At 35.9% G+C, this 25,685-nt stretch carries 16 protein-coding genes and 1 tRNA gene; 7 read left to right on the top strand and 10 right to left on the bottom strand.

The window, feature by feature from the left end; translation table 11 throughout:
* Positions 1-2 precede the first annotated feature (2 nt).
* Positions 3-2,564, bottom strand: coding sequence for a circularly permuted type 2 ATP-grasp protein (locus ACPF9A_RS06125; RefSeq protein ID WP_424002617.1), 2,562 nt, complete (start codon positions 2,562-2,564; stop codon positions 3-5).
* Positions 2,564-5,887 (bottom strand): DUF2126 domain-containing protein, encoded by a 3,324-nt coding sequence (locus ACPF9A_RS06130; RefSeq protein ID WP_424002619.1) that lies wholly within the window; start codon positions 5,885-5,887, stop codon positions 2,564-2,566. The genes ACPF9A_RS06125 and ACPF9A_RS06130 overlap by 1 nt, the downstream gene beginning before the upstream one ends.
* A gap of 251 nt (positions 5,888-6,138) precedes the next feature.
* Between ACPF9A_RS06130 and ACPF9A_RS06135 the strand changes: the two genes are divergently transcribed.
* From ACPF9A_RS06135 to ACPF9A_RS06145, 3 genes are read left to right on the top strand one after another with little or no spacing between them, the layout of a single operon-like run.
* A complete protein-coding gene (locus ACPF9A_RS06135) occupies positions 6,139-6,681 on the top strand; it encodes a DUF4287 domain-containing protein (RefSeq protein ID WP_424002621.1) in 543 nt (180 codons plus the stop codon).
* A gap of 26 nt (positions 6,682-6,707) precedes the next feature.
* Positions 6,708-9,143, top strand: coding sequence for a carboxypeptidase-like regulatory domain-containing protein (locus tag ACPF9A_RS06140; RefSeq protein WP_424002623.1), 2,436 nt, complete (start codon positions 6,708-6,710; stop codon positions 9,141-9,143).
* 52 nt (positions 9,144-9,195) lie between these two features.
* Positions 9,196-10,068 carry a cation diffusion facilitator family transporter gene (locus tag ACPF9A_RS06145; protein ID WP_424002625.1) on the top strand — a complete coding sequence of 291 codons (873 nt, stop codon included), beginning with the start codon at positions 9,196-9,198 and terminating at the stop codon, positions 10,066-10,068.
* A gap of 30 nt (positions 10,069-10,098) precedes the next feature.
* Here the strand turns inward: ACPF9A_RS06145 and ACPF9A_RS06150 are convergent, their stop codons facing one another.
* From ACPF9A_RS06150 to ACPF9A_RS06170, 5 genes are all read right to left on the bottom strand, one after another.
* Positions 10,099-10,989 carry a flavin reductase family protein gene (locus tag ACPF9A_RS06150; RefSeq protein WP_424002627.1) on the bottom strand — a complete coding sequence of 297 codons (891 nt, stop codon included), beginning with the start codon at positions 10,987-10,989 and terminating at the stop codon, positions 10,099-10,101.
* 30 nt (positions 10,990-11,019) lie between these two features.
* The gene (fahA, locus tag ACPF9A_RS06155) at positions 11,020-12,255 is read right to left on the bottom strand and encodes a fumarylacetoacetase (RefSeq protein ID WP_424002629.1); all 1,236 of its coding nucleotides are present in this window, start codon (positions 12,253-12,255) and stop codon (positions 11,020-11,022) included.
* 12 nt (positions 12,256-12,267) lie between these two features.
* Positions 12,268-13,428, bottom strand: a complete 1,161-nt coding sequence (locus ACPF9A_RS06160; RefSeq protein ID WP_424002631.1) for a homogentisate 1,2-dioxygenase — start codon at positions 13,426-13,428, stop codon at positions 12,268-12,270.
* A 152-nt stretch (positions 13,429-13,580) separates the two neighbouring features.
* On the bottom strand, positions 13,581-14,711 hold the full coding sequence (gene hppD, locus ACPF9A_RS06165) for a 4-hydroxyphenylpyruvate dioxygenase (RefSeq protein ID WP_424002633.1): 1,131 nt from the start codon (positions 14,709-14,711) through the stop codon (positions 13,581-13,583).
* Positions 14,712-14,772: 61 nt separating this feature from the next.
* Positions 14,773-15,879 carry a pyridoxal phosphate-dependent aminotransferase gene (locus tag ACPF9A_RS06170; protein ID WP_424002635.1) on the bottom strand — a complete coding sequence of 369 codons (1,107 nt, stop codon included), beginning with the start codon at positions 15,877-15,879 and terminating at the stop codon, positions 14,773-14,775.
* A 120-nt stretch (positions 15,880-15,999) separates the two neighbouring features.
* Here ACPF9A_RS06170 and ACPF9A_RS06175 point away from each other — a divergent pair, with 120 nt between their 5' ends.
* From ACPF9A_RS06175 to ACPF9A_RS06185, 3 genes are all read left to right on the top strand, one after another.
* A complete protein-coding gene (locus ACPF9A_RS06175; protein WP_133688103.1) occupies positions 16,000-16,446 on the top strand; it encodes a MarR family winged helix-turn-helix transcriptional regulator in 447 nt (148 codons plus the stop codon).
* A 104-nt stretch (positions 16,447-16,550) separates the two neighbouring features.
* Positions 16,551-16,624 (top strand) — tRNA-Arg (locus tag ACPF9A_RS06180).
* A gap of 212 nt (positions 16,625-16,836) precedes the next feature.
* Positions 16,837-21,765: a hypothetical protein gene (locus tag ACPF9A_RS06185; RefSeq protein ID WP_424002637.1), complete on the top strand. Its 4,929-nt coding sequence runs from the start codon at positions 16,837-16,839 to the stop codon at positions 21,763-21,765.
* 24 nt (positions 21,766-21,789) lie between these two features.
* Here ACPF9A_RS06185 and ACPF9A_RS06190 read toward each other — a convergent pair whose 3' ends face one another.
* The 3 genes from ACPF9A_RS06190 to ACPF9A_RS06200 all read right to left on the bottom strand — a co-directional run bounded on the left by ACPF9A_RS06190 (position 21,790) and on the right by ACPF9A_RS06200 (position 23,706).
* Positions 21,790-22,986, bottom strand: coding sequence for an IS256 family transposase (locus ACPF9A_RS06190; protein WP_423997793.1), 1,197 nt, complete (start codon positions 22,984-22,986; stop codon positions 21,790-21,792).
* A gap of 383 nt (positions 22,987-23,369) precedes the next feature.
* On the bottom strand, positions 23,370-23,516 hold the full coding sequence (locus tag ACPF9A_RS06195) for a hypothetical protein (protein WP_424002639.1): 147 nt from the start codon (positions 23,514-23,516) through the stop codon (positions 23,370-23,372).
* A 4-nt stretch (positions 23,517-23,520) separates the two neighbouring features.
* On the bottom strand, positions 23,521-23,706 hold the full coding sequence (locus ACPF9A_RS06200) for a hypothetical protein (protein ID WP_424002641.1): 186 nt from the start codon (positions 23,704-23,706) through the stop codon (positions 23,521-23,523).
* Positions 23,707-24,003: 297 nt separating this feature from the next.
* Here ACPF9A_RS06200 and ACPF9A_RS06205 point away from each other — a divergent pair, with 297 nt between their 5' ends.
* Positions 24,004-25,650, top strand: coding sequence for a hypothetical protein (locus ACPF9A_RS06205; RefSeq protein ID WP_424002643.1), 1,647 nt, complete (start codon positions 24,004-24,006; stop codon positions 25,648-25,650).
* Positions 25,651-25,685: the final 35 nt, after the last annotated feature.

Below are 25,685 nucleotides of genomic sequence, written 5' to 3' on the forward strand. Positions count from 1 at the left end.
AATCAAATAGGAAAAGACTGTGTAAACAATTGGGTCTGCTTGGCTGTATGATTGAAATAGGTATTTGTTATAGCTTGCGAAGCTTTATACAATAAATCTGAAAGCTCTTTTAATAGTACCTCTAAATCTTCTCGCGTAAAATCTTTTTCTGATTTGGTCATTGCCAATTTCGAAGACTCTGCCAATCGTAACTTCGAAAATGCCTCGAATACATATTTCTGATAATTACTTAATTGATGATCATGTTTAGAATGTGGCAGCCGCGCTATATCTTTTTGAATACGGTTGATCATAAAAGTCAATGATCGTGCATAATCTAAATCTAGCACTAACAAATCTAACACATGCGCCAACTCTATATGAGAACGGTAACTGTATCTATAAATATTTAAACTTTCGTGACTGGTCAATAAATATTCTAACACATCATATTCTACCTGTTCTTCATATTTTATAGTCAACAGAGCTCTACATTTGGTGATAGTTAAAGTACTCTGCTCTAATTGCAGACCGATAAAGTATAACAACAAACCTTGTTGCACCATAATGCTTTCTTCAATTAACCCCATAAATGCTATTAAGCGGGTAATTAACTGATTTAGTACTTTTAATATTTTATTGATGGAATGATCATCCCCATCTACTAAAGAATTCCACAATTTTTGAATATTTTCAAATACTCGCCACATATCTGAAGACCAAAGATTACGAATGGAATAATAGGAATTACTGAACATGCCTATGGTATGTGCCAAACTACCTATTCTATTTTTATCAAGAATTACAGATAGCATTTCTTCATACGGATTGTCCATTGCCAATTTTCCGTTTTTGTCCTTTTCTATAAACCCGGGGTAGGTACCTGTTAATTGTGTTACAGCTTTAAACAATACTTTAAGCTTTTCAGAATCTGGCTTTTCATCCCTATTCTGAACTATGGCCATTTGGCGCATTACGGTTCTTAAAAATCGCGCATTGACTAATGTGCGGCCTACATAGCGACCCGCCCAATATAAATTCTCGGCCGTTAAACTTGGTAGGTCATTTAGTCCAGAGATAGCTACTGAGGATTTCTGTTGCCAATGTCTATTTTTTTCTTCTTTGACTTGGTTTTCATCTAAAATCCAGAAATCTTTGCTGGTACCGCCTCTTTGGTTTGAAACACGTACAGTTTCGCCATCGGGCGCCACTCGTACTAAACCACCAGGCATTACAGAATACTGGTCTTTTGATGCAATACAAAAAGCTCTAGCAACCACATTTCTAGGTTCTAATTTTTCACCTGAAAGATTGGGTGCCGTAGAAAAATTAATGCGCTCTTGGGCGACAAAACGGTATGGGCGTTCTAAAATAACTTTTTTGAGTTCTTCTAGTTCTTTAGTGCTCATCTGCTCGCCAAAATAAATACTTTCTCTATTGGTACGGTCTATTCTTTTGATCACTAATTCAGAAATATGCTCAAGCACATAGTTTCTTTCTTTCTCTTGCCCACACCACCATGACGCTATTTGCGGCAATTCTAATTCTTCATCTAAGAAGAATTTTGCAATGGCAGGCATAAACGGAATCAAACCCGGATTTTCAATTACTCCGCTTCCAATTGGATTAATAACCGATACATTTTTTCTTCTTATGACATCTAATAATCCGGCAACGCCTAAATGTGAATCTTCCCGCAATTCTAAGGGGTCGGTAAAAGCATCGTCTACTCGACGCAAAACGACATCTATCTGTTTTAATCCTTGTAATGATTTCATCCAAAGAAAACCATCTCGAACTACCAGATCATTACCTTGTACCAACGGATATCCTAAGAAAGAAGCCATGTAGGCATGTTCAAAATAGGTTTCGTTATGTGAACCGGGAGTAAGTATTACTATATTCGGATTCTCTTTTTTACCCGGTGCGGCATCAACGAGCATTTGGTTGAATTCTTGAAAGAACCCAGACAAACGCTTTACTTTCATTTGCGCATACATATCGGGTAATATTCTACTGGTCGTAGATCTATTTTCTAATGCATAGCCCATACCTGAAGGTGCTTCTGTACGATCATTTACGACCCACAAACGCCCATCTGTACCACGGCAAAGATCCGCTGCATATATAGAAAGAAACTTTTCTAACTTTAGCTCCATACCAGAGCATTGCCTTAGAAAACCACGGTGACCATAGATAACCTCAAAAGGCACAATGCCATTTTTTATCAGTTTTCGCTCGCCATAGACATCTTTTAAAACCAAATTGAGCAATTCTGCCCTTTGCTTTAAACCTGCTTCTACCTTTGTCCACTCCTCTTGGTGCAACATAAACGGAACCACATTCAGGTTCCATGGTCTGTGCATACCCTTGGGGTCATTATAAACATTATAGGTGACACCGTTTTCTGATAATAACCAGTCAATATCTCTTTGACGTGCGGTCAAACCGTTTATTCCTATTTTATCAAATCTGGTCAATAATTTATTCCAATAGGGCTTCATACCATTGTTCAATGAATACATTTCATCATTGCCCTGTTGGGTATCATAATTATTAAACCAGGTAGTCTTTGTTGTTGGCATTACTTCTTACGTAAATCTGTTACATGCGGATACTCGGGGTTAACCGGCATCTTCTTATATACAAATGTATTTGAACCTGACTTAGGTTCTACCATTCTACCCGTAAAATTTGTTGAAGCGACCAATTCTGTAGGTGTTACCTCTTCTTGCGTTACCCCAATATCCCAAAAACGATTAATTCTTCTCGATTCTGCCTCTAAACTATTTACTGGGTACGTATCGTAAGAACGCCCGCCTGGGTGTGCTACAAAATAGGTGCAACCTCCAATAGACTTTTGATTCCAATCATCTACAATATCAAATACTAACGGGGTATCTACACCTATGGTCGGGTGCAATGCCGACCATGGCTCCCATGCTTTAAAACGTACGCCCGCTACATACTCGCCTTTTGTACCTGTTGAACTCAATTCTATTTTTACCCCGTTACAGGTCAATGAATAGCGCTTACTATTAAAATTATTCACTTTTACCTGTACACGCTCTAATGACGAATCTACATAACGCGATGTGCCGCCACCGGTCATTTCTTCACCAAGAACATTCCACGGTTCTATGGCCATTCGCAATTCCATTTGAATCGAATTTATTTCTACCATACCATATAGCGGAAAGCGGAATTCGAAAAATGGATCGAACCAATCTAACTTGAACGGATAGCCCGCCTCGTTCAATTGTTCGACAATATCTTTGATATCTTCTTTTACATAATGCTCTAACAAAAACTTATCATGCAACTCGGTACCCCAACGCACCAAATCATGCTTATACGGCTTTTTCCAAAACCATGACACCAATGTACGTACCAGTAACATTTGCATTAAACTCATTTGTGCATGCGGCGGCATATCAAAAGCTCGTAACTCTAAAATACCTAAACGACCCGAAGACGAATCGGGCGAATATAATTTATCGATACAGAATTCTGCCCTGTGGGTGTTACCCGTGATATCTGTTAATAGGTGACGGAATAATCGATCTGTTAACCAAAACGGCACTTCTTTATCTTCTGGAATTTGAGAAAAGGCGATTTCAAGTTCATACAAATTCTCTAATCTTGCTTCGTCTACTCTTGGCGCCTGACTGGTAGGTCCTATAAATGCACCAGAAAACAAATAAGACAACCCTGGGTGATGCTGCCAAAAGGTCAATAGACTTCGTAGCAATTGCGGATTTCGTAATAGCGGACTATCGGCCGGCGTTACACCGCCCAAGGTTACATGATTACCACCACCTGTACCGGTGTGCTTGCCATCTAACATAAATTTTTCTGTACCTAAACGGGCTTGTTTGGCTTCGGCATAAAGTGTCAACGTATTATCGGTTAATTCTTGCCAGTTTTTTGCCGGATGCACATTTACCTCGATCACCCCTGGATCAGGTGTCACCTTTAATACCTCTAACCTATTATCTCTTGGTGGCTCGTAGCCTTCTAAAATTACTGGTACATTTAGTTCTTTTGCAGTAGCTTCAATACATGCTACCAAATCTAAAAAGTCTTCGGCGCTGTCTAATGGCGGCAGATATAAGAACAATTTATTCTCACGAACTTCGGCACAAATTGCCGTACGTACATATGGGTGCTTTCTTGGGTGCGAAGTTGATTTTAACTTCATTCGCTTTTGTAAAGCGTCGCCAGGCATTGGCAAATCTGGTGTTTTTTCAAACAACTCTACCTCTGCTGTTGGTTCTGAAGGTATTGGCGGATCCTTTGGTAATGCCGCTAAAGGCAAACGTAACCCAATTGCCGAATTACCGGGAGTAAGTAATAAATTCTTATTTCTAAATTCCCATTTATTGGTAATCCATTTATTCTCTTTTTTAATCAACGGATACACATGACCTACCGTTTTACCTAAACCTTGTTCTAAAATCTCGCCAAGTTTTCTACGTAGGTGGGTATCGTCTTTATTATATTTTTTCGGGTTTACATCTACAGGTAATTTTCCCTCTTCCCACAAGAAGTAAAAAGCATCTTCAAAGGCAGGCACTATACTATTGGTCTTACAACCTAAGTAACCACCTAATGTCTTTAAAAATCGTTTGGTGATATTTCTTGGCATCTTATATTCCTCAGAAAATGATGCCAATAGGCTCGGGTCTTTCCAAATTGGTTTACCGTCTTTTCTCCAATGTATGCCGATCAACCAACGAGGCAATGCTTCACCTGGGTACCACTTACCTTGTGCGTGATGCAACAAGCCGCCTTTACCAAAAACCTCTAATAAACGAATAGATAATTTACTTGCCAATTCTCGTTTATGCTTACCGTCGGCTGCGGTATTCCACTCTTCAGACTCCATATCATCTATAGAAACAAACGTAGGTTCACCACCCATTGTCAAACGAACATCGTTTGCCTGTAATTCTTCTTCTACCTTAAAACCAAGATTATAAATAGCATTCCACTGCTCTTCTGTGTATGGTTTTGTTACCCTGGGAGACTCGAATATTCTAGTAACCGAGTTTTCAAATTCAAACGTGGTTTCTGCAAAATCGCTAAATCCGCTAACCGGCGCTGCACTTTCATAAGATGGCGTGCAAGCCAACGGTATATGACCTTCACCGGTAAAAAGTCCTGATGTGGCATCTAAACCTATCCACCCGGCACCCGGTAAATATACTTCTGCCCACGCATGTAAATCTGTAAAATCTTCTTCAGGACCTGACGGACCGTCTAATGATTCTTCATCTGATTTTAATTGTACCAAATATCCAGATACAAATCGTGCCGCCAAACCTAAATGACGAAGTACCTGTACCAATAACCATGCAAAATCTCTACATGAACCCAATTTGCCTTCTAAGGTTTCTTCGCATGTCTGCACACCTGGTTCCATACGTAAGGTATAGTTCAGATAATTATACAAGTTGCTATTAAGGTTAATTAAGAAATCGATACTTCGAAGCGGAGTCATATCAATTTTTGACAGATATTCTTTTAGTAAAGGACCACTTTCCACTTTTTCTAAATAAGGCAAAAGCTCCTTTTTAGCTTCTTCAGAATACTTAAAAGGAAATTCTTCACACGCTTCTTCTACGAAAAAATCGAACGGATTAATGGTTTTTAAATCTGCTATAATTTCTACATCTACAGAAAGTTCGGTCGTTTTATCTGGAAAAACAATACGCGCCAAATAATTACCAAATGGATCTTGTTGCCAATTAAAAAAATGGTTTTCTGGTTTTATCTTTATAGAGTACGCCTCTATAGGTGTTCTACTATGCGGCGCAGGTCGTAACCTGAATATATGAGGCGATAGATTTATACTTCTATCATAGATATATTTCGTTTTGTGTTTAATTGCAACTTTTAATGCCATAATGCGATGAGATTTCAGTACTACCTAATATAAGCACTATTATTAGCAATTGATAAACACATTGGCTTAATCGGTAAATTTTTATTCATAATAGCTTCGCAGCGCTATTTATTGATAGATTCTTAATGTGAAGACAGTATTGTTATTTTTTCTTTGGATGAGATAATGGAGCTAGGGTGATGATTTAAGAGAAGTACATATAAAAACTTTTAATTTTTGTACTTTGATATCTTCAACCAAACTTTGAGAAAATGGATAAGGCACTGCAGACCATGATTGATAATATGCCCGAGAAAACAGGCAAATCTTTAAACGAATGGAAATCTGTTTTAAAAACGAAATCGTTTACCAAACATTCTGAAGGCGTCAATTTTCTAAAAAAGGAACATGGTGTTACACACGGATTTGCAAATACCATAGTAACATTATCAAAAGAAGAAGACAACGACCCAGCTGAATTAGTTGCGCAACAGTATAAAGGAAAAGAAAGTTTAATACCTATTTACGTAGCCCTTCTAAAAGTGGTAAAAACTTTTGGTGATGATATTACAATCACCCCTAAAAAAACCACCGTAAGTATTATTCGAAAAACGCAATTTGCACTAATAAAACCGGCAACCAAAACAAGAGTAGATTTGGGACTCAAAATAAAAGACAAACCTACCACTGATCGACTTGAATCTTCAGGACCATTTGGTTCGATGTGTACCCATAGAGTTCAACTTACCGAAGCTAACCAAGTGGATGATGAATTAATTGATTGGTTGAAGGAGGCTTATGAAAAAGCGGAGTAAGTTTGTTTAGTTCTTGAAAATATACCATGAAAAGCATATCCATAGTAATTTCGATTCTGTTTCTAAGTCTCATATCTACAAGTACTCTTTTTAGTCAAGATTCACTTTTTAAAGGAATATCACCTGCCGAATTTGAAATAATTTTACTAGGAGAGCAAACTCATGGAGATGGTGCCGTTTTTGACAAAAAGCTAGAAATGATAAAAGACCTGCATGAGAACTATGGGTATAATCTATTAGTTTTTGAGAGCGGTATGTATGATAATTTTAAAGCAAATGAGCTTTACAAAAATCAAAAAGAGGAGATCGATATTTTCAAGCAAAGTGTTGGTTGGCTGTATACTACCACCGAAGTTTTTCAACAACTTTTAAATTATTTAGAAACACACCCTGAATTAAAAATTCTCGGATTCGATTCTCAAGAATCAACTCTTTTTGAAGAATACTTTCTCAACGACTTTAAATCACTTTGCTCTAAAAACAACATTGTAATTTCTGATGAAGTCTATATAGAAATTGAAAAGACAATGATTGTTAGAGACTTCGAAAATTATGCTTTTAACAAAAAAGACGCTACCAACCTTTACAACACTATTAATGCTGTCATTGAAAAAATTGACCAAATCCCTAAAAATGATATTGAAACAGCAGTGATAGTTCAAACATTTAAGAGTGTATTTTCTGACTTGGATTTCGGATTAAAAAGTTTACAAAAAGAAAAAATAGCCATTCAAAACCCTAGGGATAAACAAATGGCTGAAAACCTTATTTTCATTAAAGACCTTTACCCTAATGAAAAAATAATTGGATGGGGCGCTAGTTATCATTTTGCGAATAAATTGAATGAATTCGAGTACACCTTAGAAACTGAAAATTACATTAAAAAACAAATTGCAATCACAGACAGTATTCACGGTGATAGCCATACCACCACTAAAGAAGAAATTTCGCAAATAAAAGATTTGAAATATGCCGTACCAATGGGTCAAATTCTTAAAGAAAAATACGGCTCAAAGTTGTTTAGTTTAGCTTTCACCTCTTATGAAGGTTTCTATTTTGATTTTTCAGTTGAACAGATTTCTCCAATTTTACAACCGCCAGCTAATAGTATTGAATCCGATTTTAAAAATCAGAACATTAAAACAGCGCTATATGTTTTAAATGATATTCCGCATCAATTTTATTCTTCTGCTCTAGGCTACATTCCACTATCCGCCAATTGGAAGAATATTTTTGATGGTATTTATTACATTGAAAAAATGTACCCTCCAAAGTATGTAATATATGGTAATGAAAAAACTAAGACAGTTACATTTAAAGGCACTAGCATAACGGGCTCCATTATTGACGACGATACTTCTGAACCCATTAATTATGCCGATGTATATTATTCTGATTTGAATTCAAGTACAGTTTCAAACGCAAAAGGACAGTTTAACATCCCGAATAAAAAAAGTGCAAATAGCTATTTAATATTTTCTTCAATTGGTTATGAAAGCGATTCTATTTCTACCAATTCACTTACAAAACCAATTAACATCCGTCTTAAAAAATCTAAAGATGATATTGTTTTAAATGAGGTCGTTGTTTCGGCTGCCAGGGTAGAATTAAGCGCTGAAGAAATCATTAAAAAAGCTCGGGAAAATATTGAAATTAATTATGTGCAAACTCCCTACAACCAAAGCTTCTTATTTAAAATTAGTCAACTCAACAGCACAGATTCGTTAGCCATTGGTGAAGAAGCTATTATTAAAACCTATAACAAAAAAGGAATTAACGGAAGTAATAAACCTGAGAATAACTTTTTTGCGGAAATTGTTCATTTAAGAGCTAATACAGATGCTTATGAGAAAAGTAAATGGAATAATGGAATAGGCGCATTATGGGCAGTTTTAAATAGGGATATCATTTTAAGCAAGACCAATGTTTTATACAGAAACAGTTCTTATGACCTAAAAAAGGAAAAATCATTAAACTATGAAGGACAGAAAGTATATCAGATAAATTTCACTAATAATTCTCCTGGCTCCTATTCTACTGGGTATGGTTACCCTGCGCCAATAGCATCATCTGGCAGTATTTATATTGGTACAGAAAACTATGCTATTTTAAAATATGAGCATAATATAGAGCGTGCAGAATACCAAAGTAAAAAATCTAAAAAATGGATAAAACAAGTGCACAACATTGTACAGACCTACAAAAACGTACAAGGAAAATACTTTTTTAATCTATTAGAAGTCTCAACAAACACTGATATATTCTCAAGTGACCATCAATTTTTACAAAGCACATATGCTATGAACAAACTTGTCTCTAATGATATTGAGACCTCATCGGTAGAAATTTTAAAAAGACCACTTACAGAATTAAAACAAGGGTATAAAAAACAATTAAATGATCCCTATTGGGAAGACAAACCAATGGATTTTATGATTGAAATACCGACAAGAACTTTTTAATATTAACTACTAAAAGATATCCTTTCATATTCAAGACTACTACCTTTGCATTATGAGCATTGAACAGACGGCAATCAAGACCACATATTTCAGCATCATAGGTAACATATGCCTGGCTTTGATTAAAGGTCTTGCAGGTTTTTTCGGTAATTCTTATGCCCTAATTGCCGATGCTATTGAATCTACCACAGATATTTTTTCTTCTATTCTGGTTCTTTTAGGTTTTAAATATGCAGAAAGACCGGCAGATGAAAACCACCCTTACGGACACGGAAAAATAGAACCTATAATTACATTCTTAGTTGTAGCTTTTTTGGTGATTTCTGCTACCGTTATCGCTTATGAAAGTATTGAGAACATACAGACTCCGCATAAAGTCCCAAAAGCATGGACATTAATTGTTCTAGGGTTAATAATTGTATGGAAAGAAATATCGTACCGCATTGTTATTAAAAAGAGTGAAGAGACCCAAAGCACCTCTTTAAAAGCAGATGCTTGGCACCACAGAAGTGATGCTATTACTTCTATAATGGCATTTATTGGTATTTCTATTGCCGTAATAATGGGCAAAGGTTATGAAACGGCAGATGATTGGGCAGCACTTATGGCATCGGGCTTTATTCTTTATAACAGCTACTTAATTCTAAGACCTGCTTTAGGAGAAATAATGGACGAGCAACGTTATGACGACCTCTTAGAAGACATACGGATTAAGTCATTAGAAGTGCCAGGTATTACTGGTACCGAAAAATGTTTTATTCGTAAAGCGGGAATGAAGTTTCATGTGGACTTACATGCCATGGTCGATGGTAATATTTCTGTCACTGAAGGGCATGATATTGCCCACCTATTACAAGATCATCTTAACAAGGAAATTCCGAATCTAGAACATGTGCTGATTCATATTGAACCTGATCATCTTTAATTTGGAATAAATTTATGCTCTGGTTAGTTATTACAAATGTAACAATGCCAATGCATCTTCAGTTCTACCATCTACTAACCATTGTTGAGCTAGTTTGTGCAATTCTGTATTATCCTCATTTCCATTAATAATAGATTTCACCTCAGCGTGTTCTGCAATCTTTTCGATAGCTTCTTTAGTTGGCAATTCTTCTAAATTACCTAGTCTCCCTAAATTATTACCTGTTAAAACCGAGCTATTTCGAACAGCTTCGGGTAGCATATCTACTCCTATGCCTTGGGTGCGTATTGGTTTCGGTATTTCGAATAAAGCATCGCCGTTGGCTCTGCAATACCAATTACCACCCATACGGGCGACTAAATCTAACTTCGGTGTATCGAGATTTCCATCGGCATCCAAAAACGCTTTCTTTACATGTATCTGCACCACTTTTGCTAGCACCAAGTTTCCTGCTCCCGGTCCGTCACCCAATGCTATTACTTGATCTACCACACACTCAAATGCTACAGGCGCCTCTCCAACTCTTGGCGGTTTTACCTTATCACTTGGCACTTCAGTCAATCCGGCTTTTACAAATTCGTTTACACCATCGCCATATTCGGTACTTGACAATGACATTTGCTCTACCATATCATAATTCACGATATTGATAACCGTTTCTTTTACCTCCAACACATTCTCTAATGTATGCTTCGTAGTATTGTCACGACCTCGTCTAGAAGGTGAAAAAATCATGATTGGCGGATTTATACTGAATAGATTAAAGTAACTGAACGGGCTCAAATTTACATTCCCATCCTTATCAATTGTACTTGCAAAACAGATAGGTCTTGGTGCTACGGCAGATAATAAATACCCATGCAGTTCTTGTTGAGAAATACTGTTTGGATCTATAGAATTGATTTCTTCGTTCTTTGACATTGTGCTACTATTAAGCTATTTAAAATATTTTTATTTACTTGGTAAAATGGTTCCGGTTACTTCACCGAATCCTACTCTCTTACCTTCTTTTTCTGCAAAACCTCTTATGGTTACCGTATCGTTATCTTCTATAAAAGTACGTTTGCTACCATCATTTAATTCAAATGGTTTTTTACCGCCCCAAGAAATTTCTAACAATGATCCATATGAACTTTCGTCTTTGCCAGATATCGTTCCAGATGCCATTACATCACCTACATTAATATTACATCCGTTTACGGTATGGTGCGCCAATTGCTGCATCATATTCCAATACATGTATTTGAAGTTGGATTTACTAATAGTTGTTTCTTCAGATGTTGGCGAAGACATGCCGACCTCTAACTGAATATCATAATTTCTTTCTCCCTCGTACGCTAAATACGACAGGACTTCTGGTTTCTGTTCAGGACCTTGAACTTTGAATGGTTCTAAGGCTTCTAAAGTTACGATCCATGGTGACATGGATGATGCAAAGCTTTTTCCTAAAAACGGACCTAAAGGCACATACTCCCATTTCTGAATATCGCGGGCAGACCAGTCATTGAACAGCACTAATCCGAAAATATGCTCAGTAGCTTGTTTTGTAGAAACGCGTTCGCCTAGTTCGGTACTTTTACCCACTACAAAACCCATTTCCAATTCAAAATCTAAATTGCCTGATGCTTTAAAAACCGGCACTTCCATATTATTGGTTTTCACTTGACCCATGGGTCTGTGAATATTAGTACCACTCACTACTATTGATGATGCACGACCATGATACCCAACCGGAATATGCTTCCAATTTGGCAACAAGGCGTTTTCTGGATCACGAAACATTTTACCCACATTGGTAGCATGCTCTATACTTGAATAGAAATCGGTATAATCACCAACGTGCACAGGCAAATGCATTTTAGCATCTTGCTGCGAGACAAAAACTTCTTGATGATTTTTCAGCGGAGAATTCTCAGATATCAATAGATTTTGAATATCTAAACGGACTTTATTAGTGATTTTCTTTCCTAATGCGATAAATTCATTTAAGGTTTTCTTCCGAAAATAAGAAGCACTGACTTCTAATAAGCCTAATTCTGAAACAGCTGCCAAATCAACTATCTGCTCCCCAATAGCTATTCCTGTTTTTGGTGCTTCATCATTTACAGAGAAGATGCCGAAAGGAAGATTATAGATTGAAAAATCAGATTTTTCGGGCACAGAGACCCATGTATGTAGTGTTGTCAAGTTTGTATTTCTTTATTTATCCAACCAAGATTTGTAATAATCGCCATCATCTAATTTCATGGCATTTTCGGTGACCATTAAAGGTTTAAAGGTATCTATCATAACCGCTAGTTCTTCTGAACCTTTTTGACCTATACTTCGTTCTGCTGCACCTGGGTGCGGACCATGTGGTATACCTGCAGGATGCAGAGAAATATTACCTGGCTTCACGCCGTTTCTACTCATAAAATCTCCATCAACATAATACAGCATTTCATCAGAATCTATATTCGAATGATTGTATGGTGCTGGTATCGACAGTGGATGATAGTCGTACAACCTTGGTACAAAAGAGCAAATTACAAAGGCATTTGTCTCAAATGTTTGGTGTACTGGTGGCGGTTGATGAACTCTACCTGTAATAGGTTCAAAATTATGAATAGAGAATCCGTAAGGGAAATTATAGCCATCCCAACCTACAACATCAAAAGGATGCCCTATGTAGACCATTTCATGCATTACCCCTTGCTTCTTCACTTTTATCAAGTGCTCATCGGTATCGGTAAACGTTTCTAAATTCTGTGGTAATTTATAATCGCGCTCACAAAACGGAGAATGCTCTAATAATTGTCCGAACCAATTACGGTATCTCTTAGGAGTATAAATAGGAGAAAATGATTCTGCATACAGAATGCGATTGTCTTCTGTATCAAAATCTATCTGATAAATAGTACCTCTCGGAATTATTAAATAGTCTCCGTATTCAAAGGGAATTTGTCCGAAAATAGTTCTTAATACACCAGTACCTTTATGAATGAACAACATTTCATCGGCATCGGTATTCTTATAGAAATACTCGCGTAACGATTTTCTAGGTGCAGCTACGCCAATAATGATATCGCTATTCACCAAAAGTGGTTCTCTAGCTTCTAAAAAATCATCTTTTGCCGGAGCATTAAAACTGACCAACTTCAATGATCGTATATTTTTCTCTAAAGCAATTTTCGGAGAAACATCGGTACTCTTTAATATCTCTTTGACCATTGTTGGTCTATTGTGATGATATAATAAAGAGGACATACCGTCAAACCCAATAGTACCGAACAATTGTTCTGAATACAATTCACCATTTGGTTTTCTAAACTGCGTGTGCCTTTTAGGTGGCATCGCTCCTTGTTTATGATATATAGGCATATGAGTTCGTTTTAGTTGATGATCAAGATTATATACTTCGAGGTTTGCATCGAAATATTAGAAATAAATACCTCAAGAACTAGCCTCGAGGTATTTATAGTTACTTCCTTTAAAAATAATCTATTTTAAGATTGTCAAGAAATTTGTTGAACCTATAAAGTTCCTCTTAATTCTTGCTCACGCTCAATTGCCTCAAATAATGCCTTGAAATTTCCTTTTCCGAAAGAAGTAGCTCCTTTACGTTGAATAATTTCAAAAAACATTGTTGGTCTTGCTTGAACAGTTTTAGTAAAAATTTGCAATAAATACCCTTCATCATCACGATCTACCAAAATACCTAGTTTTCTAAGTGATTCGATATCTTCATCAATTTCACCAACTCTTTCCGTCAATACATCATAATACGTAGTTGGTATGTTTAGGAACTCTACTCCTCTACTTTTAAGATCTGAAACCGTCTTTACAATATCGTCTGTTGCAACGGCAATATGCTGAACACCTTCACCTTCGTAGAATTCTAAATACTCATCTACTTGAGATTTTTTCATACCTGGTGCCGGTTCATTGATCGGGAACTTAATACGACCGTTACCATTACTCATTACCTTACTCATTAATGCCGTGAAATCTGTAGAGATATCTTTATCATCGAACGACATAATTTGCTTAAAGCCCATAACATTAGCATAGAAATCTACCCAATAGTTCATTTGACCTTCATGTACATTACCTACCATATGATCTACAAATTTTAAACCTGTAGATGTTGGCTGGTACTCGCATTCCCATTTTTGGTAGCCTGGTAAAAATGTACCATTGTAATCTTTACGTTCTACAAAAACGTGAACGACCTCACCGTAAGAATAGATACCAGAAGTAACTACTTTACCGTGTTCATCTTTTTCAGTTTTAGGCTCCATATAACTTTTGGCTCCTCTTTTCATCGCTTCATTGTAAGCATAAGTAGCATCATCTACCCATAGCGCAGTAACTTTTACTCCGTCACCATGTTTATCAATATGTCTACCCACATCAGTACCACTCTTTAGAGGAGATGTCAATACCAATCTTATCTTATCTTGCTCTAATACATAAGATTCAAATTCTCTACTACCAGTCTCTAAACCTTTATAGGCTAAAGATTTGAAGCCAAATGCAGTTTTGTAATAATGTGCTGCTTGTTTAGAATTACTTACGTACAGCTCTAAATAATCTGTACCGTTAATAGGCATAAAATCTTGTGCCTCTTTGTGTTTGTTTTCTGCTTTTGTTGCTGTTGACATATTGTTGAGTTTTATTTTTGTTTTATTAATCGTTGCTTCTGCAACATATAGTATAAAAAAATTATGCTGTGGTCGTTTGTGTTTTCATGAGTACTTCTAAAGCTGACAAGAGGGCTTTGTTCGCCTCTCTTACTCCGAACGAAATTCTCACTTTTCCTGGAGCCCCAAAAACACCTACGGATCTCACCATAATACCACGTTGTTCTAAAAACGTAGTAAATTCCATATCATTAATTGGCGGGTCTATTAATACAAAATTACCTTGTGTTGGCCAGTACTTTATGTGTAAAGCATCAAGTCCGTTCAAAACAAACCTTCTTTCCTCTTTCACCAATGCCACAGTTTTATGAACAAAATCTACATCTTCAAGTGCTGCAATTGCACCTTCTAATGCTAAAGAGGATAATAAGAATGGCTTACATATTTTACGCATGTAATTACTGATTTCTACAGGTGCATAGCAATACCCTACGCGCAGACCTGCCAAACCATACGTCTTAGAAAAACTATTAATGGCAATTACATTTTTACCTTCTATTACAAATGGAACTCCTGATGTATAATCTTCAGCTTCCGCAAAATGCCTGTAAACTTCATCTAATACCAAAACTACATGCCCTGGCAACTTATCTATGAAATTTCTCAAGTCTGCCATAGGAATATAATTTCCTGACGGATTGTTTGGCGATGCTAGAAACACCAACTTCGTTCTATCGGTAATTGCTTCTAAAATGCCTTCTAAATTGTAATCGTAATTCTCGGTCATGGGTACATTGATCGCCTTTGCTCCCATCCAACGTGTAAATGCCGTGTACGGAAGAAAACATGGCTGACTCACAATTACCTCATCGTTTTCGCTTAAAAATGCCTTAGAAATCATATCTATAATTTCAGAACCACTATTTGCAGTAATAAAATTATCTGCAGTTAAGACTCCGTCAAAATCCTTCACCAAGGCATCACGTAATCTACTATCTGTATTATCTGGATAGTAACTTAAATCATCAAGAGTTTTTACTAAAGCTTCTTTCACTTTTGGTGAATACCCTAACGGATTTTCGTTCGACGAAAGCTTGTGCACCGTTACACCATCGGGCATAACAATTTTCTTACCTCCACCTTTATAGGTGCTATCTTCTAAAATATAGTTCTTGAAACCTAGTTGCATATATCTTCTTCTTTAGAGCATTTTGTCAGTAGTAAAAATACACTTTTTTTTGAATATTGTTGCACTAACAACAATATTAACGATAAACTCCGTTACTTTTGGAGGAATAACATTTGGATTATGGACAGGACGGAAGGATTCGGAGTATATATTGATCGCACCCTTAAAAAGGTTCAAAGTACTTTTTTACAGGTATTTGCAGAGAATAATATTGATTTGACGATTGAGCAATGGGTAATATTACAACGCGTACATTTAGAAGGTAAAGATGCTTCTCAAGCAGATATTGCCAAATCTAACTTCAGAAATAGGGCGACAACTTCTCGAGTTATTAGCGGACTTTGTAAAAAAGGGCTGTTAAGAAAGTCTAGATTCAGAGATGATCAAAAAAGATACAAATTGGTGATTACAGATGAAGGATCAGCATTGATCACCCAGGTAATGCCATTTATAAAAGATTTGCGAAAAGTTAGTACACTGGGTATCACCGAAGAAGAGTTCGAAATTTTCTATAAAGTTCTTGATCAACTATGGGAAAATTTCGATCAATATGAGGGTCGTTCATAGCGGGATTATAATGCAAAAAAGAAATAATGAAAATTTTGTTGATTTTGGTTTTACCAGTCTATAAAAATCACTAAGTTTGCACCCACATTTGAAAAAATGGTGTCGGTCGCATAGCTCAGCTGGATAGAGCATCTGCCTTCTAAGCAGACGGTCGGAGGTTCGAATCCTCCTGCGATCACTTAAAAAAGACTTAATTAGCTGAAATAGTGCTTTTTAAGTCTTTTTTGTTTTTTCATCTGTACTGTATTTGTACGGTCATTCTTTTTTTCTATAATTCTATAAATATTTTGCATCATTTCTCTTTTTATATGTAGATTTAGAACTCCCCCTTTTGTTAACAATGAGAATTGGTGTTCTCAATTTTTATTACCACTAAAAACCACAAAATAAATGGCTGACATAATTGATATTAATTATCTGTCAACAGGTTTTCCAGTAAAACAGTGGAAAGATTTGATTGAAAGAGAAAATTTTATTGATTCGATTTCCTCAAAATTCGAGAATGACAATAGAATTGTTTATTTATCAGGTGAAGAAGGTACAGGAAAGACTACATTATTGGGGCAGTTTTGTAAAAAGTATTTTAAGAACTCCTTTTCACTTTTTTTCAATCCATATCATAGTATTGATTTAGATATAAATTTTTTAAGGTCAAACCTACATGACCAGATTCAATGTTATCTTGGAAAACCTGAATTGATTAATGAAGATGAGTCTTTTGTCACTAAGGAAAAATATAGATTAGCCTGGTTTAATCTCAAAAAAAAGCAAAAAAATTCGAGACAAAAGATTTACCTAATTATAGATGGGCTGGAATCAAGGGGGGCAAGTAATGAAAAAACCATTAAAGAGCTTTTAAAGGTAATACCATTTGGGGAGGACTATTTAAATGTAATTATCAGCGGGTCCCCAGATTACTTTAAGGGTGTTCACTCGGATTTATTAAGTGTAAAAGCAGAGGAAATCAGTATGATTGGATTCACCAATCATCAAAGCAGGGAGTTTTTGGGTTCTGAAACATTATCTGTTATTGGCGATAGGGATGATTTGATAAAGGCGACCAAAGGTTACCCAAATAGATTGGAAGTATTGAAACGCTTAATTAGTGATGGAACAGAAATAGAAGAAATTTCAAATACTAATAATTTTCAAAGTTGGATTGATTTAGATACAAATAAAATAGATTTAGAGGAACCTATTGTGAGCCTTTTACTGTCATTGCTGGCATTAAGCGATAAAAGGTTGTCAATACTAGAATTATCGAAAATTAGCGAAACTTCTGAAGAAGAAATATCCATAAAAATTAATGGTACTCATGTCCTAGAAAAGGTTGGGGAAACTATTCAATTTATATCACTTGCTCACGCAAAATATTTCAAATCATTACTAAGAGGTAAGCAACGACAAGTGGATAATTTGTTTATAAGATATTATGGATCTTCAGATGCCTTGAGGGACAAGTTTGAATTAACAAAAATATATGCCTCCCAAAAAAATTGGTCAAAAATTCCAAGTATTATTAATGAAAAATTCCTTGAAGAAACTATAAAGGATAGCGGATCAATTGAAAAGGTTAATGAATCAATTGATTTAGGATTTCAGTCTTCTCAAGAAATGAAAAAGTATTCCCAGGTATATAAGTATTGTGTTCAGGGTAGCATAGTAAATGAATTGGATAATTACCTTTTTTGGGAATCCGAAATCCAAGCAAGAATAGCTCTAAATGATTTTGTAGGTGCAATTAATTTGGCAGAAAGAGCCGTATTGAAGTCGGACAGATTAAGACTATTGTCACTTGTAGCACGTAAGCAAAAGGAGCTAAATAGTAAAGTTGATGATGAACTGATTACATTAATAAAAGATCTTTATAACACGACAAATCTTGCTGGAATCGGAAATTCCATATATGACATAGTAGCAAACTTGATTTATTCTATTCCAAATTTAGCAATTGAAATTTTGGATAAAACCACAGGTAGTTCCTCAGAATCCAATATTAATGATTGGGTTGTTGCAAAACTATCATTGGCCGCTATTAATTCTGAAGAAAAGGAAGAAAGTGAAAAGGAGGTTAAACTAAAGGCATTAGAGAAATTAAATAATCCATCGGTTAAAAAGATACATAGAGCTATTTCTATGATGGTCGGAGATTATAGCTCTAAAAGAGTGTTAGAGGAAGTTAGCAAGTTAAATGATTCAGGAGAAAGATTGAAGCTTTTGAGGTTGTGGCTAAAAAATAATAGAAGTCACAATATGAATATCAAAAAAGTTATGCTTGTCACCTTAGACGAATTAGTTTCATCAAGTGGTCAATCGGATTCAATTTTAGATACTCTAATTGACCTTTCATCTCAGATGTATAGATTAAAAAATTATTCTGATAAGTCCCAGTTATTGGAAAGATTTAAAGATTTTGAAAAAAATATCAAGCAAGTAGGCTTGAAGAAAGACTTGTACAATTATAGACTAAATGTTTTTCAAGCTCAGTATTCATTACGAAAAGATAAGGCGGAAAAATCTCTTTTAGATATCATTAATGATGTTGAAAAAATCCAAGATAAATTAATACAAATAGAATGTTTTTGTGAGGTATTTTATAGACTTTCTTTAGTAAAGGATTTTAATCTAACCAATTATTATAATAAAGTATACGGGCGGATAAAAACAGGCGTTACAAAACTCCTGCAAGAGTCAGCCAATCATGTAAAGATTACGGAAAATATCTTAGAAATTATTGGGAAAGTCAACCCTAAATTTGCCATTGAGATTTGTGAAAAAATAAATACTCAATATGCAAGAGATACAGGTCGTTTAAAAATGATTGATTCATATCTTGACAATAGTTTGAAAAAAATTAAGGCTAATGATTTAAAGGCAATTGTCACCTCTTTTGAAACAGAAATTTGTAAAGAAATTTCAATTCAGGCTATTTTGGAAAGGTTTTCGAATAGTAAAAGTTTGCCTGAAGGAGTCTTAAGGAGTATTCTTCCTTATGTAATGCAGGTAAAATCTATTAAAAGAAATTCAATTAGATTAAGTTGTGCTATTCTTTCTTTTAAAGTTATTTCTAAAAATTCTAATTGGAAAAATAAGCTATTCGATGGTCAAAAACGGAACTTATTAAGTATTTGGAATGATGTAGAAGCGGAGTGGGACAAAATCAATGCGGGATATAAAATAGCTTCAGAAATAAGTGCAATAGATTCAATCTTTGCAAAAGAGATATTTGATAAAACTACTGAAATTAAGAATCAGAGTTGGCTTGATTCAAAATCAGTTGCAAATACATACCTGCAATGTCTGCGTTTAATTATTAAGGCATATAGTGCATTATTGAAGAATAAGTTGGATAAGACTAAGGATTTTGAAGGCATAAAAGGTCTCATTGACAGAGTTCCTTCAGAAAATGAAAAACTGCTTCTTTGGTCTGAAATAGCCATATCTTCCATTATTTGCGATAACTACAATATTTCCAAAAGAATTTACGAAAATCACATTATGCCTTTGGTTACAGAGGTCATCAGAAATAACACAGGAATTTATAGAGTATTAGAGTGTTTTGTAGTTATACACAATTTCAATTCTGACTTAGCTTTTGAATACTTGAATAAATTATCAGAGGATTACAAAGAAAAGGCATGTGTTATAATATCGGATTTTTACATCACTAGAAAAAGCCCTTTCGAGGTTTACGATGGAGAAATTTATAACTTCAAAACATCATACGATAATATTTTAAAAGCTGTGCGTATTCTAAGTGAAATGAATACCGACCAAGGTATTTATTATCAGATTATGGATATTGCTAAGGCAATAAAGGAAAATGCTGATATTACAAATGTTCAGAAGACCGAAATACGAGGTAAAATAGAAAAAATTATATATAATAAGTTACCTGATCAAAACAATATTAAGCATGAAGGTTATAAAATACTCTCAATTGTGCAGCTGGAGATTATTTCTAAATCCAATCTAGATTATGAAGCCATCGTTAAAGACTCTCAAAAAATTCCAAATTTATCTGATAGAATCTTTGTGAAAGGTGTTTTGTTGTCAGAAATTTTCTTTGACAAGTTTCCTGATTTAAAAAAGCAATTGGTTGATGAGGTATATGATGAATTATCAAAATTATCTAGCCATTATGAATTTATGGAGCGTGTGACTGAGCTTTCCAAGACAATGTATAGTTTGTCAAGATCTAGATGGCAAGAAATAGTTAACCAAGCGTTTGACAACTCAAGAAATTTTGACGAAGGACACGAAATGTATTCTTATCAAAAGAATATTTTAGACTCAATATACCGTATTGATGAAAAATTTGCTAAAACTCTGGTTAATCGGTCGAAGAAAAATATGGCTGAAATAAATAAAGAATTGCTTCAAAACTATTATGAAACGTTGGAGTTAAGTAAAAAGATAAGAAACAATCAATCACTTGAAGAAAATCAAAAATTAAATTACCGTAAAATTATATCAGCGGTTATGAGAGCTCAAGGTTCACTAAATTCAGGGAAAATAACTACAAAAAAAATATCGGATGTCGCACAATATTTAAAAATTGGTAAAACGATTGGTTTGAGTGAATCTTTCCCTGTCTTCATTTATTATTTGTCAAACTCGGCAAATCTTAGGTTAGGTGGTGCAGGAAATACACAAATACATGAATCTCAAAGAGAGGTTTTTGAAACAATGTTCAACTCTATAAAATTAGTAGAGTTGTTGTCTCAAAATAGAAAAATTGAACATTCTATTAACACAAAGGTTTTTATTGATAGTGATTTTCAGGAAAATCTTTTGGTTAGACCAAATAGTAGGGAAGAAGCATTAAATTATATTCGAAAATGGATTGTTGAAGAGGCAGAAAGTTTTTTAATAGTTACTGACCCCTATTTCAGAAAAGAAGATGTTGATATTTTAAAATTTGTTAAAGAAATGGACTCTGAAATTGAAACTATATTTATTGGTTGTAATGATGGGTCTGCTTCAAATTTAGAAGTGGAATTTGAAAGTGAATGGAAGAGGATTTCTGATCAAGAGCCTCCAGAAGCCAAAGTGATATTTTGTTGGGTTCCTGAGACTCCTGATTTTAAACTAATTCATGACAGATGGATTATTTCAAAAAATGGTGGTTTACGCTTAGGGACATCGTATAGAAGTTTAGGCAAAGGAAAGGATTCTGAAATATCAATTATAAAACCAAACGCAGCATTTAACATTCTTGAAGGTACTTTAAGAAACTACATGGAAAATAAAACAAGATATTCTGAAGGTAAGCGAATTAAATATAAGAGACACTATCCCATTAACTGTGTAAGTTAAAAATAACAGGGGTTGGACTTTTATCTAAAGTCTGACCCTTTTTTCATAGATCGTCAGGAACTGATTTAGGATTATGCCCCAGTTCCTTACAGGCATCGACCACTTTTTGGTGGCCTCCCTTACCGCCAAATATACGGATTTCATCACGGCATCGTCCGTCGGGAAGGACAGCTTGTTCTTGGTGTACTTCCTGATCTTGCCGTTCAGGTTCTCGATAAGGTTGGTGGTATAGATTATTTTCCTGATCTCGATGGGGAACTCGAAGAACACGGTAAGCTCGTCCCAGTTGTCCCTCCAGCTTTTGACGGCATAGGAGTACTTCCCTTCCCATTTGTCCGCAAAGTCCTTTAGGGCGGCCTTCGCCGCAGCTTGTGTAGGTGCGTTGTAGATAAGTTTCATATCTGTTGTAAAGGCTTTTTTGTCCTTCCAGACAACGTACCTACAGGCATTCCTTATTTGATGCACCACACATATCTGGGTCTTGGATTCGGGGAACACGTTCTTGATGGTCTGGGTGAACCCGTTCAGATTATCGGTTGCGGTTATCAGGATGTCCTCGGTGCCACGGGCGCGTATATCGGTCAGTACGCTCATCCAAAAAGCGGCGGACTCGTTCTTGCCCAACCAAAGCCCAAGGACCTCTTTCTTACCGTCCCTGCGCAATCCTACCGCGATATAGACCGTTTTGTTGATGACCTTCGAGTTCTCGCGTACCTTGAACACGATCCCGTCCATCCAGACGATAAGGTATATCGGTTCCAATGGCCTGTTCTGCCAAGCGACGATGTCCCCGGAGATCTTGTCGGTTATCCTCGATATGGTGGATGTGGAGATATCGAAGTTGTAGACCTCCCGTATCTGCTCTTCGATATCGCTGTTGCTCATTCCCTTGGCATAGAGCGATACGATCACGTTCTCGATACCGTCGACCATATTACCGCGCTTGGGCACGATCATGGGGTTGAAACTGGCATCCCTGTCCCTTGGCACCGCGATCCTTGATTCCCCGAAGGAGGTACGGACTTTTTTGGTCGAATGGCCGTTACGTGTGTTCCCGTTCCTGGCCTTTCCATGTTTGTCATAATCGAGGTGGCCGTCAAGCTCGCCTTCCAGCATCTTCTCGATACCACGTTTTTGGAGTTCTTTCAGAAAACCGTTCAGCTCGTCACCGGTCTTGAACTGTTTTAAGAACTCATCGTTGAATAATTCCTCTTTCTTCATAATGGTGTGAAAATTTAAAGTTAAAAAAATAGCGGGGGCATGCCCCCGCTATTTTTTTATTTACACACTTTATGAGATAGTCCTATATAAGAGTTTTACATTGTAATACTGCCTTAAAATATTAAGTTACTTTCCCAATATACTTTTATTACCGCAGAATGTTGTGAACTGCGATTTAAACTCATTCCACATGGATTTCGTCCTTGTTACGCTTGTCGTTATGCAACTTTAATGTTATGCCGTAACAAATACATCATCTAACTGAAAAATTCAATGGAGACGGCTCCTTTTGACTTGTAGAAAGATTCCGAAACACGTATTTAAAAAAGAAAAGGTGGTACAATGACTAAAGACCACCCTTTCTCAGCACAAAAAATAATTATTTATTTGGTTTCCATCATTACCACCAAGCAATTTACCCCTTTGATAATGCTCCCCCTAAGCTTCCAACCTTCTTTTAATAGCTTATTGATTGTTTCCTCAAGTTGTGGGGTATAATCGCTTTCTATGATTTTTATTTTTTTACTCATCTTATTAGAATGTTAGGATTTTGCAATAATCGAAGTTCACTTCATTTAAATCTTGGCTTAGACCCAATCTATTGACTCCAGCCCATGTATTCATTTTATGGTCCAAGAACTTTTCAATAGGTTTTAAAACATCATTATACTCGATGTTCAATTCCTTTGACAGCTGCACATAGGACTTTACCTTTTCCATTATGTTCAATTGGGCATCATTTGTTGAATAGAGACTAAAAAGCTCCTTAGGCACGCTTATTTGACACCTATCACCCTTAATAGTTAAGAAGTCGAAAACCTTATAAGATTTTTTCTTAGGGGCGTCATTCAAAAAAGTTTTTAGGTTGCTATGATACCCCTGCAAGGTTTCGCAGTGGTAATAAAACTCATGATTGAAAGTGTAGAAAGAATATTCGGCATTAACTATTTTGAATAAACATATGGCGCATTGCTACACTATTCTTATTTTGCATACACATACCAATCACCACTAATAATGACCAAAACTGCAAATTCAAGATTACTAACCAACATTTTTATTCTACTTTTTGTCAGCACACCTTTAATAGCATTAGCGCAAGACACAAGTTCCAATCAAAATTTAGTTGAGCTTTTTAAAAAATGGCGCTCCTTTGAAAACCCACCATTATTAGATGGTGCCCCTGATTACACTTCAGAAACTTTCAAAAAGAGGACTCCTGAATTCAAATCTTTGCAGCAACAACTATATGCTATAGATACTACTGGGTGGTCAATACCTGATAAGGTTGATTGGCATATTGTAAATGCCGAGATGAACGGCTACGATTTTAACCAACGGATTTTGAAACCTTGGGTTAGAGACCCTGCTTTCTACAAGACAATTTGGACAGACCGTAGCGATGTACCTGCGCATGAAGGTCCGGCGCACCATGCCATAATAGATGTATGGAAATACAATTTTCCACTAGACAAAACAGCCCAAAGCAAATTCATTGCCGCCTTAAAAGTGATACCTGTTCTTAACAATCAAGCAAAAAAGAATTTAACAGGTAACGCTAAAGATTTATGGATAGCAGGTATTCGCGATATCGAAACTCAAAGCCAAGACTTAGCGCAGCTAAAAAATCGTGAAGGAGTTCAAAAAAATAAAAAATTAGTTACGGCTATTGATGCTGCAATAACCTCAACAAATAATTTAGCTGATTGGTTAAAAACCGAAGCACTAACCAAAACGGGACCTTCAGGTATTGGTAAAGAAAATTATACGTGGTATTTACAAAATGTTCATTTGGTGCCTTTAACTTGGGAAGATGAAGTAATGCTCTTAAAACGAGAGCTTACACGAGCATGGTCAGCACTGAAATTAGAGGAGCATAGAAATCGGAATTTAACTGAATTAGATGATGCCAGTAGTGTTGAAGAATATGATACCATGGCAAAAGCTTCTGCCAAAAGCCTTCTAGAATTTTTAGACAAAAATGAAATTGTTACTGTAAAAGATTATTTTGAGACTGCACTAAATGACCATTTAGGCGCATATGTACCAAAAGAGAAAAGAAACTTCTTTTGGATTACCGCACATTTAGATCAGCGCCCGCTATACTCTCATTTTTACCATTGGTTCGAATTGGCTAGAATGGACAATGAACCTAATCCACGTGAGATTAGAAAAGAGGCCTTGCTTTACAATATATTCGATTCAAGAAACGAGGGTACGGCTACAGCTGTTGAAGAAATGTTTATGGATGCAGGTTTATATGATGATCAGACTCGCTCTAGAGAAATCGTTTATATTATGATTGCCCAACGTGCCGCTAGAGGTTTAGGCTCGTTATACGCTCATGCAAACCTTATGACTTCTGAAGAAGCTGGTAGTATTCACTCTAACTACACCCCAAGAGGATGGATGAAGACAGAAAAAGATCTATTGCTTTTTGAACAACATCTTTACCTTAGACAACCAGGTTATGGCACCAGCTATATAACAGGAAAATATCTTTTAGAGAATACCATGGCCGAATATGCCAGAATGAAAGAGTCTAAAAACGAACCTTTTGAAATGAAAGCCTTTTTTGACGAATTAAATGTAATTGGTAGCATTCCGATTACTTTGGGTAGATGGCAAATGACAGGTGTACAATCTTTTCTAGGTCAAGAATAGCCTAAGCAGCTGCAACTCTTTTTAAATGTCAAAAA

Source organism: Maribacter sp. IgM3_T14_3, from assembly GCF_049603095.1.
Lineage (GTDB): Bacteria > Bacteroidota > Bacteroidia > Flavobacteriales > Flavobacteriaceae > Maribacter.

Coding starts and splice junctions, on each gene's coding strand:
- ACPF9A_RS06125 (WP_424002617.1), bottom strand. CDS start 2,564: ATGCCAACAACAAAGACTACCTGGTTTAATAATTATGATACCCAACAG.
- ACPF9A_RS06130 (WP_424002619.1), bottom strand. CDS start 5,887: ATGGCATTAAAAGTTGCAATTAAACACAAAACGAAATATATCTATGAT.
- ACPF9A_RS06135 (WP_424002621.1), top strand. CDS start 6,139: ATGGATAAGGCACTGCAGACCATGATTGATAATATGCCCGAGAAAACA.
- ACPF9A_RS06140 (WP_424002623.1), top strand. CDS start 6,708: ATGAAAAGCATATCCATAGTAATTTCGATTCTGTTTCTAAGTCTCATA.
- ACPF9A_RS06145 (WP_424002625.1), top strand. CDS start 9,196: ATGAGCATTGAACAGACGGCAATCAAGACCACATATTTCAGCATCATA.
- ACPF9A_RS06150 (WP_424002627.1), bottom strand. CDS start 10,989: ATGTCAAAGAACGAAGAAATCAATTCTATAGATCCAAACAGTATTTCT.
- ACPF9A_RS06160 (WP_424002631.1), bottom strand. CDS start 13,428: ATGCCTATATATCATAAACAAGGAGCGATGCCACCTAAAAGGCACACG.
- hppD (WP_424002633.1), bottom strand. CDS start 14,711: ATGTCAACAGCAACAAAAGCAGAAAACAAACACAAAGAGGCACAAGAT.
- ACPF9A_RS06170 (WP_424002635.1), bottom strand. CDS start 15,879: ATGCAACTAGGTTTCAAGAACTATATTTTAGAAGATAGCACCTATAAA.
- ACPF9A_RS06175 (WP_133688103.1), top strand. CDS start 16,000: ATGGACAGGACGGAAGGATTCGGAGTATATATTGATCGCACCCTTAAA.
- ACPF9A_RS06185 (WP_424002637.1), top strand. CDS start 16,837: ATGGCTGACATAATTGATATTAATTATCTGTCAACAGGTTTTCCAGTA.
- ACPF9A_RS06190 (WP_423997793.1), bottom strand. CDS start 22,986: ATGAAGAAAGAGGAATTATTCAACGATGAGTTCTTAAAACAGTTCAAG.
- ACPF9A_RS06195 (WP_424002639.1), bottom strand. CDS start 23,516: ATGAGTAAAAAAATAAAAATCATAGAAAGCGATTATACCCCACAACTT.
- ACPF9A_RS06200 (WP_424002641.1), bottom strand. CDS start 23,706: ATGGAAAAGGTAAAGTCCTATGTGCAGCTGTCAAAGGAATTGAACATC.
- ACPF9A_RS06205 (WP_424002643.1), top strand. CDS start 24,004: ATGACCAAAACTGCAAATTCAAGATTACTAACCAACATTTTTATTCTA.